This window comes from Clavibacter michiganensis (genome assembly GCF_021216655.1).
GTDB classification, from domain to species: domain Bacteria; phylum Actinomycetota; class Actinomycetes; order Actinomycetales; family Microbacteriaceae; genus Clavibacter; species Clavibacter michiganensis.
The window spans coordinates 913,585-930,930 of record NZ_CP080437.1 but is presented as its reverse complement, the minus strand read 5'-3'; the positions used below and the strand labels follow the sequence as shown (position 1 = coordinate 930,930).

At 73.5% G+C, this 17,346-nt stretch carries 15 protein-coding genes and 1 tRNA gene; 8 read left to right on the top strand and 8 right to left on the bottom strand.

Going from position 1 to position 17,346, the window contains the following annotated elements; all coding sequences use genetic code 11:
- Nucleotides 1-17: 17 nt before the first annotated feature.
- Together K0V08_RS04305 and K0V08_RS04300 are read left to right on the top strand one after the other, a co-directional pair.
- Nucleotides 18-1,208 carry an acyl-CoA dehydrogenase family protein gene (locus K0V08_RS04305; RefSeq protein WP_079533245.1) on the top strand — a complete coding sequence of 397 codons (1,191 nt, stop codon included), beginning with the start codon at nucleotides 18-20 and terminating at the stop codon, nucleotides 1,206-1,208.
- Between the two features lie 200 nt (nucleotides 1,209-1,408).
- Nucleotides 1,409-3,217 (top strand): DEAD/DEAH box helicase, encoded by a 1,809-nt coding sequence (locus tag K0V08_RS04300; RefSeq protein WP_079533240.1) that lies wholly within the window; start codon nucleotides 1,409-1,411, stop codon nucleotides 3,215-3,217.
- 148 nt (nucleotides 3,218-3,365) lie between these two features.
- Here K0V08_RS04300 and K0V08_RS04295 read toward each other — a convergent pair whose 3' ends face one another.
- The 4 genes from K0V08_RS04295 to K0V08_RS04280 are packed head-to-tail and all read right to left on the bottom strand — an operon-like array spanning nucleotide 3,366 to nucleotide 7,063.
- Complete coding sequence (locus K0V08_RS04295) at nucleotides 3,366-4,373, bottom strand: glycine betaine ABC transporter substrate-binding protein (protein WP_079533237.1); 1,008 nt, start codon at nucleotides 4,371-4,373, stop codon at nucleotides 3,366-3,368.
- Nucleotides 4,374-4,375: 2 nt separating this feature from the next.
- Nucleotides 4,376-5,143 carry an ABC transporter permease gene (locus K0V08_RS04290; RefSeq protein WP_079533234.1) on the bottom strand — a complete coding sequence of 256 codons (768 nt, stop codon included), beginning with the start codon at nucleotides 5,141-5,143 and terminating at the stop codon, nucleotides 4,376-4,378.
- On the bottom strand, nucleotides 5,140-6,429 hold the full coding sequence (locus tag K0V08_RS04285; protein WP_079533232.1) for an ABC transporter ATP-binding protein: 1,290 nt from the start codon (nucleotides 6,427-6,429) through the stop codon (nucleotides 5,140-5,142). Before K0V08_RS04285 ends, K0V08_RS04290 begins: the two co-directional genes overlap by 4 nt.
- Nucleotides 6,422-7,063 carry an ABC transporter permease gene (locus K0V08_RS04280; RefSeq protein WP_079533231.1) on the bottom strand — a complete coding sequence of 214 codons (642 nt, stop codon included), beginning with the start codon at nucleotides 7,061-7,063 and terminating at the stop codon, nucleotides 6,422-6,424. Before K0V08_RS04280 ends, K0V08_RS04285 begins: the two co-directional genes overlap by 8 nt.
- A 250-nt stretch (nucleotides 7,064-7,313) precedes the next feature.
- On the opposite strand from K0V08_RS04280, the gene K0V08_RS04275 reads away from it, so the two are divergent.
- Nucleotides 7,314-8,654 (top strand): J domain-containing protein, encoded by a 1,341-nt coding sequence (locus K0V08_RS04275; RefSeq protein ID WP_012038387.1) that lies wholly within the window; start codon nucleotides 7,314-7,316, stop codon nucleotides 8,652-8,654.
- An 8-nt stretch (nucleotides 8,655-8,662) separates the two neighbouring features.
- Here the strand turns inward: K0V08_RS04275 and K0V08_RS04270 are convergent, their stop codons facing one another.
- The 3 genes from K0V08_RS04270 to K0V08_RS04260 all read right to left on the bottom strand — a co-directional run bounded on the left by K0V08_RS04270 (nucleotide 8,663) and on the right by K0V08_RS04260 (nucleotide 10,911).
- Nucleotides 8,663-9,628, bottom strand: coding sequence for an NAD-dependent epimerase/dehydratase family protein (locus K0V08_RS04270; RefSeq protein ID WP_012038386.1), 966 nt, complete (start codon nucleotides 9,626-9,628; stop codon nucleotides 8,663-8,665).
- Nucleotides 9,629-9,672: 44 nt separating this feature from the next.
- The gene (locus K0V08_RS04265) at nucleotides 9,673-10,689 is read right to left on the bottom strand and encodes a magnesium and cobalt transport protein CorA (protein ID WP_012038385.1); all 1,017 of its coding nucleotides are present in this window, start codon (nucleotides 10,687-10,689) and stop codon (nucleotides 9,673-9,675) included.
- A 136-nt stretch (nucleotides 10,690-10,825) separates the two neighbouring features.
- Nucleotides 10,826-10,911, bottom strand: a tRNA-Leu gene (locus K0V08_RS04260).
- 114 nt (nucleotides 10,912-11,025) lie between these two features.
- Here K0V08_RS04260 and K0V08_RS04255 point away from each other — a divergent pair.
- The 3 genes from K0V08_RS04255 to mshC are packed head-to-tail and all read left to right on the top strand — an operon-like array spanning nucleotide 11,026 to nucleotide 14,482.
- The gene (locus tag K0V08_RS04255; protein WP_079533230.1) at nucleotides 11,026-12,336 is read left to right on the top strand and encodes a M20/M25/M40 family metallo-hydrolase; all 1,311 of its coding nucleotides are present in this window, start codon (nucleotides 11,026-11,028) and stop codon (nucleotides 12,334-12,336) included.
- A gap of 42 nt (nucleotides 12,337-12,378) precedes the next feature.
- The gene (locus K0V08_RS04250; protein WP_012038383.1) at nucleotides 12,379-13,197 is read left to right on the top strand and encodes an undecaprenyl-diphosphate phosphatase; all 819 of its coding nucleotides are present in this window, start codon (nucleotides 12,379-12,381) and stop codon (nucleotides 13,195-13,197) included.
- 4 nt (nucleotides 13,198-13,201) lie between these two features.
- Complete coding sequence (gene mshC / locus K0V08_RS04245; protein WP_079533229.1) at nucleotides 13,202-14,482, top strand: cysteine--1-D-myo-inosityl 2-amino-2-deoxy-alpha-D-glucopyranoside ligase; 1,281 nt, start codon at nucleotides 13,202-13,204, stop codon at nucleotides 14,480-14,482.
- Nucleotides 14,483-14,497: 15 nt separating this feature from the next.
- On the opposite strand, the gene K0V08_RS04240 is transcribed toward mshC, so the two are convergent.
- Nucleotides 14,498-15,457, bottom strand: a complete 960-nt coding sequence (locus K0V08_RS04240) for a PAC2 family protein (protein WP_012038381.1) — start codon at nucleotides 15,455-15,457, stop codon at nucleotides 14,498-14,500.
- Between the two features lie 92 nt (nucleotides 15,458-15,549).
- On the opposite strand from K0V08_RS04240, the gene K0V08_RS04235 reads away from it, so the two are divergent.
- On the top strand, nucleotides 15,550-16,245 hold the full coding sequence (locus K0V08_RS04235) for an HAD family hydrolase (RefSeq protein ID WP_079533228.1): 696 nt from the start codon (nucleotides 15,550-15,552) through the stop codon (nucleotides 16,243-16,245).
- A complete protein-coding gene (locus tag K0V08_RS04230; RefSeq protein WP_079533227.1) occupies nucleotides 16,242-17,306 on the top strand; it encodes a tRNA (adenine-N1)-methyltransferase in 1,065 nt (354 codons plus the stop codon). The genes K0V08_RS04235 and K0V08_RS04230 overlap by 4 nt, the downstream gene beginning before the upstream one ends.
- Nucleotides 17,307-17,346: the final 40 nt, after the last annotated feature.

Below are 17,346 nucleotides of genomic sequence, written 5' to 3'. Positions count from 1 at the left end.
CGGGGGAGACTGGGCGCATGACGCCCGCCGCCCCGGCCGACCTGCCCGATCCGCTCGCGCACCTCGACGAGGCGCTCCTCGACCGGATCCGCTCCCGCGCCCCCGGGTACGACGCCGGCAACGCGTTCTTCGCGGAGGACCTCGACGAGCTGCGGGACGCCGGCCACCTCCGCCTCCTCGTGCCACGCGAGCTCGGGGGGTCCGGCGCCTCCCTCGCCGACGCCGTGCGCGCGCAGCACCTCCTCGCGCAGGCGGCGCCCGCGACCGCGCTCGGCGTGGGGATGCACCTCGTCTGGACGGCCGTCGCCCGGATCCTCGCGGACCGCGGCGACGACTCCCTCCGGGGCGTCCTCGAGGACGCGGGCCGCGACGAGCTGCTGGCCTTCGCGATCAGCGAGCCCGGCAACGACCAGGCGCTCGCCGACGCGCTCACGCGGGCCGAGCCCGACCCCGACGGCGGCTACCGGTTCACGGGCACCAAGTCGACGTCGAGCATGGCGCCCGCCTGGACGCGGCTCGGCCTCTTCGGGCGGGACGACACGGATCCGGAGCACCCGCTCCTCGCGCACGCCTTCGTGCCGCGCGACGCGCCCGGCCTCGAGATCGTCCCCGACTGGGACACGCTCGGCATGCGGGCGACGCAGAGCCACACGGTGATCCTCCGCGACGTGCGCGCGGAACCCGCCGACGTGGTCCGTCGGCGCGAGCACGGCCGCCGCGACGACCCGTTCGTCCTCGCCGTGCTGCAGGCGTTCGAGCTGCTCATCGCCGCCGTGTACGCCGGGATCGGGCAGCGCGCGCTCGACATCGCCGTCGAGTCGGCGCTCCGTCGCACCTCCCGCGCGGCCGGCGGTGCCGCGCTCGCGGCCGACCCCGGGATCCGGCACATCGTCGCGGAGGCCGCGCTCGCGCAGGACGCGCTCCTCCCGCAGCTCACGGCGCTCGCGGACGACGTCGACCGCGGAGTGGACCACGGCGACCGCTGGGCGTCGCTCCTCGTCGGCGCCAAGGTCCGGGCGACGCGCACGGCGGCCGAGGTCGTGCAGCGCGCGATCGCGGTCGCGGGCGGCGGATCCTTCCGCGCGGGCGACGAGCTCGGCCGCCTGTACCGCGACGTGCTGGCCGGCGGCTTCCACCCGTCGAGCGACCGGCAGGCCGCCGAGACCATCGCGACGACGCTGCTCGGCCCGGTCCCGCGCGCGTCCTGAGGGGCCGCCCGACGGGCGGTGGCAGCCGATCCGCGCACCTCGCGCCGCGACGCGCCCGGAGCGTCTCGGACGCGCGGATCCGCCCGCCGCGCGCCGCGCCGACGGGAGGCCGCGGACGACGCGGATCCGCTCGCCGCGACGTGCCGGGACGGCTCCGCGATCGACGGGAGCGTCGCCGGGTGCGGGTATCGTGAGGTCGAGTGAGCACCATTCCGACCCCTCCACCGCACGTCGGATCCGCCGCGGCCGAGCACCTCTCGCCGGCCTTCCCGGAGCGCGCCGCCTGGGGCACCGTCAGCAAGCTGCGGGCCTGGCAGGAGGAGGCCCTCACCGCGTACTTCGACAATGAGCCGCGCGACTTCCTCGCCAACGCGACGCCCGGCGCCGGCAAGACCACGTTCGCCCTCCGCCTCGCGTCCGAGCTCCTCCACCGGAAGACCATCGACCGGATCACCGTCGTCGCGCCCACCGAGCACCTCAAGAAGCAGTGGGCCGACGCCGGCGCGCGCGCGGGCGTCCGCCTCGACCCCATGTACAGCAACAGCTCGGGCGCCCTGGGCCGGCACTACCACGGGGCCGCCGTGACGTACGCGCAGGTCGCCGCGAACCCCTACCTGCACAAGACGATGACCGAGTCGAGCCGCACCCTCGTGATCCTCGACGAGGTCCACCACGGCGGCGACGCGCTCAGCTGGGGCGACGCCATCCGCGAGGCCTTCGAGCGCGCCACCCGTCGGCTGTCGCTCACGGGGACGCCGTTCCGCTCCGACACCGCGCCCATCCCGTTCGTCAGCTACCTCCGCGACCACCGCGGCGTCCGCCTCTCGCAGACCGACTACGACTACGGCTACTCGCGCGCGCTCGCCGACGGCGTCGTGCGGCCCGTCATCTTCCTCGCGTACGCCGGCAGCATGCGCTGGCGCAACAAGATGGGCGACGAGATGGAGGCCCAGCTCGCCGAGGGCAACACGAAGGACATCACGTCGCAGGCGTGGCGCACGGCGCTCGCCCCGGACGGCGAGTGGATCCCGCAGGTGCTCGCCGCCGCCGACCGCCGCCTCAGCGAGGTGCGGCAGTCCATCCCCGACGCCGGCGGGCTCGTCATCGCGACCGACCACACGACCGCGCGCGCCTACGCGGCGATCCTGCAGCGGATCAGCGGGCAGCCCGTCACCCTCGTGCTCTCCGACGACGTCGAGGCGAGCGCCAACATCGACCGCTTCTCCGCGAGCACGTCGCGCTGGATGGTCGCGGTGCGCATGGTGTCCGAGGGCGTCGACGTGCCGCGGCTCGCCGTCGGCGTCTACGCCACCAGCGCGTCCACCCCGCTGTTCTTCGCGCAGGCCATCGGCCGCTTCGTGCGGGCCCGCCGCCGCGGCGAGACGGCGTCGATCTTCCTGCCGAGCGTCCCCAACCTCCTCGTGCTCGCCAACGAGCTCGAGCGCCAGCGCGACCACGCCCTCGACCGCGACTCCTCGAAGGAGGGCGACCTCTACAACCCCGAGGACGCCATGATGGGCGAGGCGAACCGCAGCGAGAAGGGATCCGACTCCCTGCTCAGCGAGTTCTCCTTCGAGGCGATGGGCTCCGAGGCCACGTTCGACAAGGTGCTCTTCGACGGCACCGAGTTCGGGCAGATGGCCGACGTCGGCAGCCTCGAGGAGGAGGAGTTCATCGGTCTCCCCGGGATCCTCGAGCCCGAGCAGGTGCGCGAGCTCCTCGCCCAGCGCCAGCACAGGCAGTCGAGGCACGCGAGCGAGCGGGAGCGCAAGCAGGCGGAGAGCGGCGCGCCGAAGGATCCCGACGACATCCCGCTGTACCGCACGCTCAAGGAGCAGCGGCAGCTCCTCAACAGCCTCGTCGGCATGCGCGCCAAGCTGCACGGCGAGCCCCACGGCCTCGTGCACGCCGAGCTCCGCCGCGTGTGCGGCGGGCCCGCGGTCGGCCAGTGCAGCGTCACGCAGCTGCAGCAGCGCATCGACCAGCTCCGCAGGTGGATGCGCAGCTAGCGCGCTCGGGTGGACCGGGGCAGCTCCGCAGGTGGATGCGCAGCTAGCGCACCAGGACGGGTGCGGGGCAGCTCCGCAGGTGGACGCGCAGCTAGCGCGCGACGACGGACCGGGGCAGCTGACCCCGGGTCCGTCTCGCGGAGGGTTCCTAGGGCGCCGTGACGAACCCGTGGTCGACCATGAACTCGTAGGCGACGTCCGCGGGCTCCTCGCCCTGGTCGTCGACGCGGAGGTTCATCTCGCGGAGGGCGTCGTCGGTGATGACGGGGGAGATCCGGTCGAAGACGTCCTGGAGCCCCGGGTACTCGGCGAGGGTCGCCGAGTCGAGGACCGGCGCGACGTTGTAGGCCGGGAAGAAGCCGAGGTCGTCCTCGAGGATCGTGAGGCCGAGCTTGTCGATCCGGCCGTCGGTCGTGAACACCTCGCCGAACTCGCACGTGCCGCGGTCCGTCGCCGTGTACACCGCGCCCGTGTCGAAGATCGACACGTTGCCGTCGGGCACGCCGTCCGCGGAGCCGCTCGGGATGCCGTATGTCTCGAGCAGCGGCGACAGGCCGTCGGAGCGCGAGTTGAACTCCGCCTCCACGCAGAACGTGCGCTGGTCCACGGGCAGGTCCTTGATCTGCGACAGCTTCGTGATGCCGAGCTCGTCCGCCTCCTCGCTGCGGATGGCGAGCGCGTACGTGTTGTTGAGCGGCGCCGGCGTCAGCCAGGTGAGCCCGTTGGCCGCGTCGGCGTCGCGCACGGCCTCGTACTGCGCGCGCTGGTCGGGGATGCCCTTCGCCTCGCCCAGGTAGCTGAGCCACGCCGTGCCGGTGTACTCCCAGGTCATGTCGGCGCCGTGGCTCGTCATGAGCTCGCGGGCCGGGACGCTGCCGGGCACGTTCGTCTGGTCGGTGACGTCGAACCCCGCCGCCTTCGCCGCGATCACGGCGATCTTGCCGAGGATCAGCTGCTCGGTGAAGTTCTTCGACGTGACGGTGAGGTGCGCGCCGGCCGGCAGGTCGAGGGGCTGGATGGAGCCGGGCGCGGTGTCCGGGACGTACGCCGTCGCGGGCTGCAGGCCGCAGCCGGTGAGCGTGGCGAGGGCCGCGGTCACGAGCGCGGGCACGCCGAGGGCGCGGCGCAGGCGGGCGGAGCGGGGGAGGGTCGTCACGGTCAGAGTCCCTTCGGGCGGGCGACGTGCTCGACGACGCGGCCGAGCCAGTCGATCGCGAGCGCGAGCAGCGAGATGAGCAGGGCACCCGAGACGAGCACGGGGTAGAGGTAGAGGCTGACGCCGGTGGTGATGAGCACGCCGAGCCCACCCCCGTTGACGAACGCGGCGAGCGCCGCCGTGCCGACGAGCAGCACCAGGGCGGTGCGGATCCCGGCGAGCATGACGGGCACGGCGAGCGGGAGCTCGATGCGGAAGAGCACGGACGCACGGCTCATGCCCATGCCACGGCCGGCCTCGACGAGGCGCTCGTCGACGCCGCGGATCCCGATCATGGTGTTGCGCAGCACGGGGAGCGCGGCGTAGAGCACGAGGGCGACCAGGCTCGCGGTGAATCCGCTGCCCGTCATCACCATGCTCAGCAGCACGACGAGCCCGATCGCGGGTGCCGCCTGGCCGAAGTTCGCGACCGCGAGCACGGGCGCGGAGTAGCCGCGGAAGCGTCCGCGGGTGAGCAGCACGCCGAGCGGGACCGCGATGACCAGCACGATCGCCGCAGCCGAGAAGGTGAGCACCAGGTGCTCGAGCGTCGACCTTCCCAGCGCCGCGGGTTCGAGAGTGGTGCGCTCGACCGCGGTGAGCGGCGCGACGGCGAGCCAGACGAGGTACGCGCCGAGCACCGCGGCGATCGCGACGGGCTGCGCGATGAGCCCGCGCCAGCTCTGCGCGCCGCCGACGGCGTCGGTGCGGGCCTCGGTCACGGCGCTCATCCGGCCTGCCCGTCGTGCGCGGCGGGGGAGTCGGGGGCGGGGGATCCGGCGGCCTGCTCGGCCCGCGCGGCGTCGGCCCCCACGGTGCCGATCGTGCCGGTGTTCGTGCCGACGGGAGCGCCCTCGACGCCGCCTGCCGCCGAGGCGCGGGCGCTCGTGATGGCGTCCATGACCGTCTCGACGTCGATCACGCCGAGGAAGGCCCCGCCGCGCCCGGTGACGAGCGCGGCGCCCGCGCTCGAGACGAGCATGGTGTCGAGGGCGTCGTTGAGGGTCGCCCGGTTGCCGATGACCGGCAGCCGCGGCTCGGGGACTCCGCCGACGACGTCGATCCGGCCGAGCTGGCGGCGCGAGGGCCACTGGACCGGGCGCTTCCGGGCATCGACGACCACCGCGTGCTGGTGGCCGACCTCGTCCATCCGGGCGAGCACGTCGCGCGCGGCGTCCCCCGGGTGCGCGATGACGGCGTCGGCGAGCGGCACCTCGTCCACGCGGCGCAGCGTCAGCTGCTTGAGGCCGGCGCCCGAGCCGATGAACTCCTCGACGAACGCGTCGGCGGGCTCGGCGAGGATCCGCTCGGGGGTGTCGTACTGCACGATGCGCGCGCCCTCCGCGAAGACGACGATCCAGTCGCCGAGCTTCACGGCCTCGTCGAAGTCGTGCGTGACGATGACGATGGTCTTCTGCAGCTCGGCCTGGATGCGGATCAGCTCGTCCTGCAGGCGCTGGCGGGTGATCGGGTCCACCGCGCCGAACGGCTCGTCCATGAGCAGCACGGGCGGGTCGGCCGCGAGCGCGCGGGCCACGCCGACGCGCTGCTGCTGGCCGCCGGAGAGCTCCTTCGGGTAGCGGTCGCGGTACTGCTCGGGATCGAGCGAGACCAGCTCGAGCAGCTCGTCGACGCGGGCGCGGATGCGGGCGGCGTCCCAGCCGAGCATCTTCGGCACCACCGCGATGTTCGCCGCGACGGTCATGTGCGGGAAGAGCCCGCCGGCCTGGATCACGTAGCCGATGCGGCGCCGCAGCTCGTCGCCGTCGATGGCCGTCACGTCCTCGTCGCCGAGGACGACGCGGCCCTCCGTGGGCTCGATGAGGCGGTTGATCATCTTGAGCGTCGTCGTCTTGCCGCAGCCGGACGGGCCGACGAGCATGACGATCTTGCCGGCGGGGATCTCCAGCGTGATCCCGTCGACGGCGGGCTTCGCCTGTCCCGGGTACCGCTTGGTGACGCCGTCGAGCAGGATCGAGCGGCCGCTGATCTCGGGGGTGGTGGTGGTCTCAGACACGGATGCCTCTCGGAGTGGTGAGCCGGCCGATGCCGACGAGGACGAGGTCGAGCAGGAGGGCGAGCAGGACGACGCCGATGACGCCCGTGAGGACGGACTCGGTCGCGTTCGCGCCGCCGAGGCGGGAGAGCCCGGAGAAGATGAAGCCGCCGAGCCCGGGGCCGAGCACATATGCGGCGACGGCGGCGATCCCCATCACCATCTGCGCGGAGACGCGGATGCCGCCGAGGATGACGGGCCAGGCCAGGGGCAGCTCGACGCGCAGCAGCGTGCGGACGCGGCCCACGCCGATGCCGCGCGCGGACTCCACGATCGCGGGGTCGATCCCGGTGAGGCCGACCACCGCGTTCCGCAGGATGGGCAGCACGGCGAAGAACGTGACGACCGCGACGGCCGGCGCGACGCCGAAGCCGAGCGGCGCGATGAGCAGCCCCACCAGCGCGAACGCGGGGAGCGTCAGCCCGATCGCCGAGACGCTGTTGGCCAGCGAGCTCAGCGGGCGGCTGCGGTAGACCAGCGCCGCGATCCCCACGGCGATCAGGGTCGCGAGCACGAGGCACTGCACCACGAGGCTGAGGTGCTGCCACGCGGAGAACGCGATCTGGTCGGCGCGGGAGGACAGGAAGTCCCACATGTCGGTCTCCTCAGGATGTGTCGGTCACCGGGAGGGGCATCGGCGGTGGCTCACCCTACGCAGTCGACCCGGATGCGCGAAGTTCGCCAGCGGTCGCCCTCCGGTGCTATCACGCGCGCGGCGCGGGCGGGCGCGCGCGCTGTCGTGCTGTACCGCCAGGCGTGGACGCGCGCTCGGGCGTCGTCCAGGCGCGCTCGCCTACGCTCGTGATCCTGGGAGCCGCCCGACCGGTTCCCGCGAGGAGCCACCGATGCCCGTCCCGTCGCGCGATGCCGACGCGTACGCCGTGCTCGGCGTCGAGCCGTCCGCGTCCCAGGACGAGATCCGCCGCGCCTACCGCCGCCGCGTGCGCGACGCGCACCCGGACATGGGCGGCAGCGCCGACGCGTTCCAGGCCGTGCGCGACGCGTTCGAGGCCGTGGGCGATCCCGAGAGCCGCGCCCGCTACGAGCGCACGCTCCGCGAGGCCCCGGCCCCCGAGGATCCCGTCGGCCGCGCGCACCCCGCATCCCCGGGCTCCACCTCGGCGGGCGAGGCGTGGGACCCGGCGTCCCGCCGCGGACGACCCGGCGCGCCGCGCGCCCGTCCCGCCGCGCGCACCCGAAGCTTCGGGCACCCGGGCGGCTTCGCCCGCCTCCGCTACCTGGCCCTCGTGCGCGAGTGGCTGGCGGATCCCGCGGAGCCGTCCGTTCCCGCAGCCCCGGTTCCGCCGCGAGGCGGCACCGCGCTGTCCGACCGGCCGGAGCCCTACGTCCGGCGTGCGCGCGCGATCGCACCGCCCGTGCTCGGCGTCCTGCTCGCCCTCGTCCTGCTCGTCTCCGGCCTGGGCGCGCTGGCCGCCGCCGTGGGCCTCGTCGTGGGCGCGGCCGCCGGCCTCGCCGCCGCGGGTCCGATCGGACGAGCCTGGCACCGCTCCGAGGAGCCGCGACGCCGCGCGGCGGAGCGGCTGCAGGAGGAGGCCATCGCGCACGAGCGGGCCCTCCGCGCCTACCCCGACCTCATGGCCGCCTACAGCGCGCGGCTCGCGCGCCTCGAGGGGCTGCGCCGGCGCTTCGAGGCGGACGCCTACGCGCCCGACCTCGTCGCCGAGGTGCCCGCGGCCGCCTCCGAGGCGCTGCGGGCCGCCGTGGCCCAGGAGGAGACCGCGCGCGAGCTGATGGAGCTCGGGCCGTCGTACGCGTTCTGGAACGGCGTGGCCGTGCCGCGCTCGGGCGATGCGATCGACCACCTCGTGCTCGGGCCGCAGGGGCTCGTCGCGGTCGAGTCGGTGCCCGCGGGATCCGCCGCCGCCACGGATCCATCGGCGCGCGCCGCCGCGCTCCGCGGCCTCGACGCCCGCGCCCGTGCGCTCGCCCGCGAGATGGACGTGCCCGTGGTCGGCCTCGTGCTCTCGCTGCCGTCCGGGGTCCTCGGTGCCGCGCCCGTCGTCCTCCACGCGGCCGACGACCCGCACGCGCTGCCCGCATACGCGGTCGCCCGCACGCTCCTCGCCGACCACGTCGCCGCCGGCCTTCCCGGCCTGCACGCCATGGATGCGGAGCGCCTGCTGGCGGTCCGCACGCGCCTGGTGCTCGACGCGCGCTTCGTCTAGCGTGCGGGTCAGCGGGGGAGCGGGACGTCCAGCTCGCCCGCGCGGACCATCCACTCGACCGCCTCGCGTGCGGCCTCCTCGCTCGTGAACCGGGGCGAGTAGCCGAGGACGTCGCGGGCCTTGTCGATGCTCGCGACGTGGCTGCGGCTGAGGTGCTCCCAGCTGGCGTCGGCGTGATCCGGCTCGGTCCGGGCGCGGAAGCCGTCCCAGTCGAGGTGCTCCAGCTCGGGCTCGCGGCCGAACCAGGCGGCTGCCGCCCGGGCGAAGCCGCGCACCGAGAGCGCGCGGTCCGAGACGGCGTGGAAGCTCTCGCCGACGCTCGTCTCGCGGTTCGCGATCGCGAGCTGAACGACCTGCGCGACGTCGTCGGCGTGCACGTGGTGCATGGTCTCGCTGCCCGAACCCGGCACGGCGAGCGGGCCGCCGGTCGCGAGCGCGGTCCACACCGCGGGGTCGAGGTTGCCCACGGGCGTGATCACGGGCCAGCCGCCGCCGCTGATGTGACCCGGGTGCACCACCGTGCACGGCACGCCGCCCGACCGCGACTCGGCGATCAGGTAGCGCTCGATCTCCGCCTTCTGCACGCCGTACTCGCCGAACGGCTCCTTGGGGTCGTCCTCGCGCAGCGGCAGGGAGGTGCTGAGGCCGTGGGTCCAGATGCTGCCGATGTGCACGAGGTGCCGCACGCGTCCGCGGAGCCCCTCGACGAGGTGACGCGCGGACTCCGGCGTGAAGCAGACCAGGTCGACGACGACCTCGGGGGAGAGCGCGGCGATCCGATCGGCGAAGGTGCCGGCGGCGTCCTCGGCGTCGCGGTCGACGCGCACGCGCTCGACCCGATCCCACAGGGGCGACTCGCGGTAGGGCTCGCGCGTGCCGCGGCTCACCGCGACGACGTCGTGCCCGGATTCGACGAGTCGGGGGACGAGGAAGGTCCCTATGTGGCCGGTGGCTCCGATGACGACGACGCGCATCCCGTCACCCTAGCGCCGCGCCGGACGGCCGACTCGCCCGGGGATCAGATCCAGCCGCGCTTCCGGAACGCCGCGTAGAGGATCACGCCCATCACGACCATGAGGCCGAGCGCGAGCGGGTAGCCGTAGGTCCACTTCAGCTCCGGCATGTTCACGAAGTTCATGCCGTAGATGGTGCCGACGAGCGTCGGCGCGAACAGGATCGCGGCCCAGGAGGAGATCCGCTTCACCTGGTCGTTCTGGGCGAGGCTCGTCTCGGTGAGCTTCTTCATCTCGTCGTTCTGGCGCTGGCCGACGAGCGTCGTGTGCACGGTGAGCGCGTTCTGCAGCAGCGTGCGGAAGGCGTCGGCGCGCTCGGCGACCCGGATGACGTGGTCGTGCACGTCGCGGAATCCGCGGCGGAGCTCGAGGTCCACGTCGTGCTCCTCGGCGCGCTGGCGGAGGTCGTCGAGGATGGAGCCGAGCGGCGCCGTCGCCCGCTGGAACGCGGTGACCTCGCGCATCAGCGCGTAGATGCGGCGGGAGACGTCTGGGTCGGCGCCGAAGATCTGGTCCTCGATCTCGTCGACGTCGTCCTCGAGGCCCGCCGCGACGGGGCCGTACTCGTCGACGACCTGGTCGAGGATCGCGTACATGACGGCGCGCGGCCCGAGCGCGAGGAGCTCGCGGTCCTCCTCGAGGCGGTGCCGGACGGCGGCGAGGTCGGGTGACTCCGCGTGGCGGATGGTGACGACGAAGTCGGGCCCGACGAAGACGTGCAGCTCCCCGAACTCGACGCGCTCGTCGGCGTCGACGTAGCGCGCGGGGCGGAGCACCACGAACCAGGTGTCGCCGTAGCGCTCCATCTTCGAGCGCTGGTGCCCGCTGAGCGCGTCCTCGACGGCGAGCGGGTGCAGGCCGAACTCGTCGGCGACGCGGTGCAGCTCCTCCGGGTCCGGCCGGTACAGGCCGATCCACGCGAGGCCCTGGCGCTCCCGCATCACCTCGAACGTCTCGTCGAGGCTCTCGGGATCCGCGGTGCGGACCCCCTGGACGTACACGGCGCTGTCGACGACGGTCATCGGATCTCGCTCTCGGGTCGTGACCCTCGTGCGGGCCGAGTGCGACTGTAGCCGGGCGCGCCGCGAGAAGAGCGGAGCGCGGCCGGAACGAGGAAGAGCCGGCCGGATCCTCGTGGATCCGACCGGCTCTCGTGTGTGTCCGAAGGGGGACTTGAACCCCCACGCCCTAATACGGGCACTAGCACCTCAAGCTAGCGCGTCTACCAATTCCGCCATCCGGACAGGATGTGCGGCCCGCCGTCTCCGGCTGCCGAGAGACGACATTAGCACGGCCCGGGAGGCTCTCCGACCACCCGGCGGCAGGACGCCCGCGTCCGGCCTCGATAGCGTGGACCCATGACCGACACGCTCCCCGACGACCTCGACGCCACCGCCCGGATCGCCCGCGACCTCATCCGGTTCGACACCACCAACCACGGCGAGGGCCGGTCGGAGGGGGAGACGGAGGCCGCGGAGTACGTCGAGCAGCATCTCAAGGACCTGGGGCTCGCGCCCGAGCTCATCGACGCCGCGCCCGGCCGCACGAGCGTCCTCGCGCGCATCCCGGGACGCAACAGGGACAAGCCCGCGCTCGTCGTCCACGGCCACCTCGACGTGGTCCCGGCCGACCCCGCGAACTGGTCGGTCGACCCGTTCGGCGGCGTCATCAAGGACGGCATGCTCTGGGGCCGCGGCGCCGTGGACATGAAGAACATGGACGCGATGATGATCACGGCGCTGCAGGAGATCATCACGTCCGGCCGCGCCCCCGAGCGCGACCTGATCATGGGCTTCTTCTCCGACGAGGAGGCGGGCGGCGTGCTCGGCTCCGCCTACGTCGTCGAGAACCGGCCCGAGTGGTTCGCGGGCGCCACCGAGGCGATCAGCGAGGTCGGCGGCTACTCCATCGACCTCGCCGGGAAGCGCGCCTACCTGCTGCAGACGGGCGAGAAGGCCCTGGTCTGGATCCGCCTCGTCGCCACCGGCACCGCCGGTCACGGCTCGCAGGTCAACCGCGACAACGCCGTCACGCGCCTCGCCGGTGCGGTCGCCCGGATCGGCATGGAGGAGTGGCCCGTCCACCTCACCGACACGACGCGCCAGCTGCTCGACGAGATCGCCCGCATCGTCGGGGCCGACCCGACGCAGGTGACCCCCGACGACCTCGCGATCGCCACGGGCACGGCGTCGAAGTTCATCGCCGCGACGCTGCGCACGACCACGAACCCGACGCTGCTCCACGCGGGCTACAAGCACAACGTGATCCCCGACACGGCGGAGGCGCTCATCGACATCCGCGTCCTGCCGGGCGAGGAGGAGGAGGTGCTCGCCCGAGTCCGGGAGCTCGCCGGCGAGGGCGTCGAGGTGCGCATCGTGCACCAGGACGTCGGCCTCGAGAACCCCTTCGAGGGGCCGCTCGTCGACGCCATGGTCGCGACCCTCGGGGCGCACGACCCCGAGGCCGAGGTCCTGCCCTACATGCTCTCGGGCGGCACCGACAACAAGGCGCTCAGCCTCCTCGGGATCACCGGATACGGGTTCGCGCCGCTCAAGCTCCCGGCCTCCATGGACTTCCCGTCGATGTTCCACGGCGTCGACGAGAGGGTCCCGCTCGACGCACTAGTCTTCGGGAGGCAGGTCCTCCGCGACCTCCTCCTGAACTACTAGATCCGAGCCCCAGGTGGGCCACCCGACACGTGGAGCGCACGCTTGAGCTATCTCGAGGCGATCATCCTGGGCCTCGTCCAGGGTCTGACCGAATTCCTGCCCATCTCCTCGAGCGCGCACCTCCGCATCGCCGGGCTCTTCATGGGCGGCGACCCGGGCGCCACGTTCACCGCCATCACGCAGCTCGGCACCGAGCTCGCGGTCGTGGTGTTCTTCCGGAAGCGCATCGGCAAGGTCCTCTCGGCCTGGTCCCGCTCGCTCCGCGGCGGCATGCCGAAGGGCGACCCGGACGTGCGCATGGGCTGGCTCGTCATCATCGGCACCATCCCCATCGGCATCGCGGGCTACCTCTTCCAGGACACCATCCGCTCCACGTTCCGCTCGCTCTGGATCGTCGCGATCGTGCTCATCGTCTTCGGCATCCTGCTCGGCCTCGCCGACCGCTACAGCCGCAGCGACCGCCTCGAGAAGGACATGACGTACGGGCACGGCGTGAGCATCGGCATCGCGCAGGCGCTCGCCCTCGTCCCCGGTGTCTCCCGCTCGGGCGCGACCACCACGGCCGCGCGCGCGTTCGGCTACTCCCGGCCGGTCGCCGCGGAGTACTCGTTCCTCCTCGCCGTGCCCGCCGTCTTCGGCAGCGGCCTGTACGAGCTCGTGAAGAGCTTCGACGAGACCGGCCAGGCCGGTGCCGGGCAGACCGCGGTCGCGACCCTCATCGCGTTCATCGTGGGCCTCGCGGTCATCGCGGGCCTGATGCGGTACATCTCCACCCGCACGTTCATGCCCTTCGTGGTCTACCGCGTCGCCCTCGGCGTCGTGCTCCTGGTGCTCCTCGGCACCGGCGCGATCGCGGCCTGATCCCGTGCGCGCCTGGCCTCGCCCCGTCGTCCCCGCCGTCGCGGGGGAGCCCCCCGTCCCGACCCTGTTCGACACGAGCGCCGGATCCGTCCGCCCCGCCGAGTGCACGGGCGACGGCCGCGTGGGCCTCTACGTCTGCGGCATCACGCCCTACGACGCGACGCACATCGGCCACGCGTCCACCTACCTCGCGTTCGACACGCTCCAGCGCGTCTGGCTCGACCGCGGCTACGACGTCGCGTACGTGCAGAACGTCACCGACGTCGACGACCCGCTGCTCGAGCGCGCGACCGCCACGGGCGTCGACTGGCGCGACCTCGCCGCCGAGCAGGTGGAGCTGTTCCGCACCGACATGGAGGCGCTGCGGATCCTGCCGCCCGACTCGTACGTGGGCGTCACCGAGGTCGTCGACGAGGTCGCGGCCGCGGTCGCGGAGCTCGTCCGGCGCGGCACGGCCTACCCGGTCGCCACGCCCGACGCCGCTCAGCCGGGTGCCCGTGACCTCTACTTCGACGTCGCCCGCGCCGGCGCGGACGGCCCGTGGGCCCTCGGCGACGAGAGCGGCTACGACCGCGACACCATGGCCGCCCTCTCCGCCGAGCGCGGCGGCGACCCCGAGCGGCCCGGCAAGCACGACCCGCTGGATCCGCTGCTGTGGCGCGCCGAGCGCGCCGACGAGCCCGCGTGGGACAGCGCGGTCGGACGCGGTCGGCCCGGATGGCACATCGAGTGCGCCGTCATCGCGCTGCGGAAGCTCGACCGTCCGGTCACCGTGCAGGGCGGCGGATCCGACCTGATCTTCCCGCACCACGAGATGTCGGCCGGCCACGCCGCAGCCCTCACGGGCGAGGACTTCGCGTGCGTCTACGCGCACAGCGGCATGGTCGCGTACCAGGGCGAGAAGATGAGCAAGTCGCTCGGCAACCTCGTGCTCGTGTCGCGCCTGCGGGCCGCGGGCGTGGATCCGCGCGCAATCCGCCTCGCTCTCCTCGCGCAGCACTACCGCGCGGACTGGGAGTGGACGGACGCGCTCCTCGCGGAATCCGTCGCCCGTCTCGCCGCGTGGGACGCGTGGGCCGCCGACGCGGCGTCGACGGACGCCGACGCGGGGGAGCCGGGTGAGCTCGTCCAGCTCGTCCGCGAGCGCCTCGCCGACGACCTCGACACGCCGGGCGCGATCCTGCTGCTCGACCTCCGCGTCGCCACGGGCATCCCGGCGACCTCCGTCGAGGTGGCCGCGGTCGACGCGCTCCTCGGGGTGGCGCTCGGGAGCCCGGCGGCCTGACCCGGAGCCGGGGCGCTACTGGTCCTTGGGGTCCTTGGGATCCTTCGGCCGCCACGGCTCCTCGGGCCGGTCGTCGCCGCGTCCGCGCGGCCCGTCGCCCCGTCGGAGGTACTTCTCGAACTCCTGCGCGATGGCCTCGCCGCTCGCCTCGGGGGAGTCCACCGTGTCGCGGGCCTGCTCGAGCTGCTGGATGTAGGACGCCATGTCCTCGTCCTCGCCCGCGAGCTGGTCGATGCCCGCCTCCCAGGTCGCGGCCTCCTGGATGAGCTCGCCGCGCGGGATCACGACGTCGACCATCTCCTCGAGCTTGTCGATGAGCGCGAGCGTGGCCTTGGGCGAGGGCGCGCTGTGCACGTAGTGCGGCACGGAGGCCCAGAGGGAGACGGTGGGCATGCCCATCTCCTCGGCGCGCTGGGCGATGATGCTGAGGATCCCGACGGGCCCCTCGTACGTGCTGCGCTCGATGCCGAGCTCCGCCCGCACGCTCGCGTTCTCGCTCGTGGAGTAGACGGAGATGGGACGCGTGTGCGGCACGTCGGCCAGCAGCGCCCCGAGCAGCACGACGCCCTCGACGCCCGCCGCGCGCGCCGCGTCGAGCACCTCGGCGGTGAACGCCGTCCAGTGCCTGGACGGCTCGACGCCGAGCAGGAGGTGGATGCTGCCGCCGTTGTCGCCGCTCACGCCCAGCTGCGCGTCGGCGGCCAGGTCCTGCGCGGGTCGCCGCGGGTCCTTCGGGCCGTAGAGCGTGGCGCCCGGCCACTCGAGCTCGCGGGTGCCGTCCTCCGCGAAGCCGATGGTGGGGCGGTTGAACTGGAAGTCGAAGTAGTCCTCGGGATCCACCGACGACACCGCCTCGAGGTCGAGCAGGTCCTTCAGCGCCCGGACCGCTCCGCTGGCGGCCTCGCCCGCGTCGTTCCAGCCCTCGAAGGCGACGACCAGCAGCCGTCCGCTCACGAACCTCTCGGCATCCGCCACGTGACTCCCGTTCCGTCTCGCCCTCTGGCCGCCCGGCCGGCGGTCATCGTACGATCCTAGGACGCGGCGCCTCGCCGGTAGACTCGCTCCCCGTGATCAGCAACAGACCCGCGGCCGTCCTCTGGGACATGGACGGCACCATCGTGGACACGGAGCCCTACTGGATGGTGGCGGAGGAGGCCCTGGTCGGCTCCTTCGGCGGCACGTGGACCCACGAGGACGGGCTCCGGCTCGTCGGCAACGGGCTGGACGACTCGGCGCGGATCCTGCAGGGGGCGGGCGTCGACCTGCCCGTCGCGGAGATCATCGACCGGCTGAGCGACCGCGTCATGGAGCAGATCCTCGTCGAGGTGCCGTGGCGCCCCGGCGCGCGCGAGCTCCTCCGCGAGATCCGCGAGGCCGGCATCCCCACCGCGCTCGTCACCATGAGCATCGGCCGCATGGCGCGCCAGGTCGCCGACGCCGTGCCGTTCGACGCGTTCGACCACGTCGTCGCCGGCGACGACGTGGCCCGCAGCAAGCCCCATCCCGAGGCCTACCTCGCCGCCGCCGACCTCCTCGGCGTGGACATCCGCGACTGCGTCGCCATCGAGGACTCCGCTCCGGGCGTCGCCTCCGCCACCGCATCGGGCGCGACCGTCGTCGCCGTGCCGCACCACGTCCCGCTGCCCGCCGATGACGCCTACGTGCTCTGGGACACCCTCGCCGGCCGCACGCTCGCCGACCTCGAGGCGGCCCACGCCGACCGCCTCGCCGCGGCCCCGATCCGCGACGAGGTGGACGCGTGACCGTCGACACCGCCGCCGCCCGCTTCAGCGGACCGTTCCGCGCGGGCGACCGCGTGCAGCTCACGGGCCCCAAGGGCCGGCTCAACACGATCCTGCTCGAGCACGGCAAGGTGTTCCACACCCACCGCGGCATGATCGACCACGACGACCTCATCGGCCTGCCCGACGGCAGCGTCGTGAAGAACAGCGCGGGGATCGAGTGCCTCGCGCTCCGCCCGCTGCTCTCGGACGTCGTCATGTCGATGCCCCGCGGCGCCGCGATCATCTACCCGAAGGACGCCGCGCAGATCCTCGGGCTCGCCGACGTGTTCCCGGGCGCCACCGTCGTGGAGGCGGGCGTCGGATCCGGCGCCCTCTCCATGTGGCTGCTGCGGGCCCTCGGGCCGACCGGCACGCTCCTCTCCTTCGAGCGCCGCGAGGAGTTCGCGGACGTCGCCCGCGGCAACGTCTCGAGCTACTTCGGCCACAGCCCGGAGAACTGGTCCATCACCCTCGGCGACCTGGCGGAGGCACTGCCGACCGTCACCGAGCCGCACTCGGTCGACCGCGTGATCCTCGACATGCTCGCGCCGTGGGAGTGCGTCGACGCTGTCGCCGAGGCGCTCACCCCCGGCGGCGTCCTGCTCTGCTATGTGGCCACGGTCACGCAGCTGTCGCGCGTGGCGGAGGCGCTCCGCGACTCCGGGCTGTTCACGAACCCCGACGCGAGCGAGACCATGATCCGCGGCTGGCACGTGGAGGGCCTCGCCGTCCGTCCCGAGCACCGCATGATCGGGCACACCGGCTTCCTCATCACGGCGCGCCGCCTGGCACCCGGATCCGTCCTGCCGCAGCTCAAGCGCCGCGCGTCGAAGTCCGACTTCAGCGACGAGGACATGGAGGCCTGGACCCCCGGATCGCTCGGCGAGCGCAAGGTGAGCGACAAGGTCCTGCGCAAGCGCGTCCGCATCGCGGAGCACGGCGCCCAGCTCGCGCGCGCCCGGGACCAGGCGGAGGCGGACGGCGGGGTCGTCCCCGCCGACGCGGCCGATGCGCCGGAGCCCGGCGACCCCACCGCCTAGGATGACAGGGCCGATCACGCGGGTGCGTGCCGGCCGCCCC

Bases quoted from the DNA above. Each gene is read 5' to 3' on its own strand.
- K0V08_RS04270 (WP_012038386.1), bottom strand. From the start codon at position 9,628: ATGCGCGTCGTCGTCATCGGAGCCACCGGCCACATAGGGACCTTCCTC.
- K0V08_RS04290 (WP_079533234.1), bottom strand. From the start codon at position 5,143: ATGAGCGCCGTGACCGAGGCCCGCACCGACGCCGTCGGCGGCGCGCAG.
- K0V08_RS04255 (WP_079533230.1), top strand. From the start codon at position 11,026: ATGACCGACACGCTCCCCGACGACCTCGACGCCACCGCCCGGATCGCC.
- K0V08_RS04280 (WP_079533231.1), bottom strand. From the start codon at position 7,063: ATGTGGGACTTCCTGTCCTCCCGCGCCGACCAGATCGCGTTCTCCGCG.
- K0V08_RS04275 (WP_012038387.1), top strand. From the start codon at position 7,314: ATGCCCGTCCCGTCGCGCGATGCCGACGCGTACGCCGTGCTCGGCGTC.
- K0V08_RS04265 (WP_012038385.1), bottom strand. From the start codon at position 10,689: ATGACCGTCGTCGACAGCGCCGTGTACGTCCAGGGGGTCCGCACCGCG.
- K0V08_RS04305 (WP_079533245.1), top strand. From the start codon at position 18: ATGACGCCCGCCGCCCCGGCCGACCTGCCCGATCCGCTCGCGCACCTC.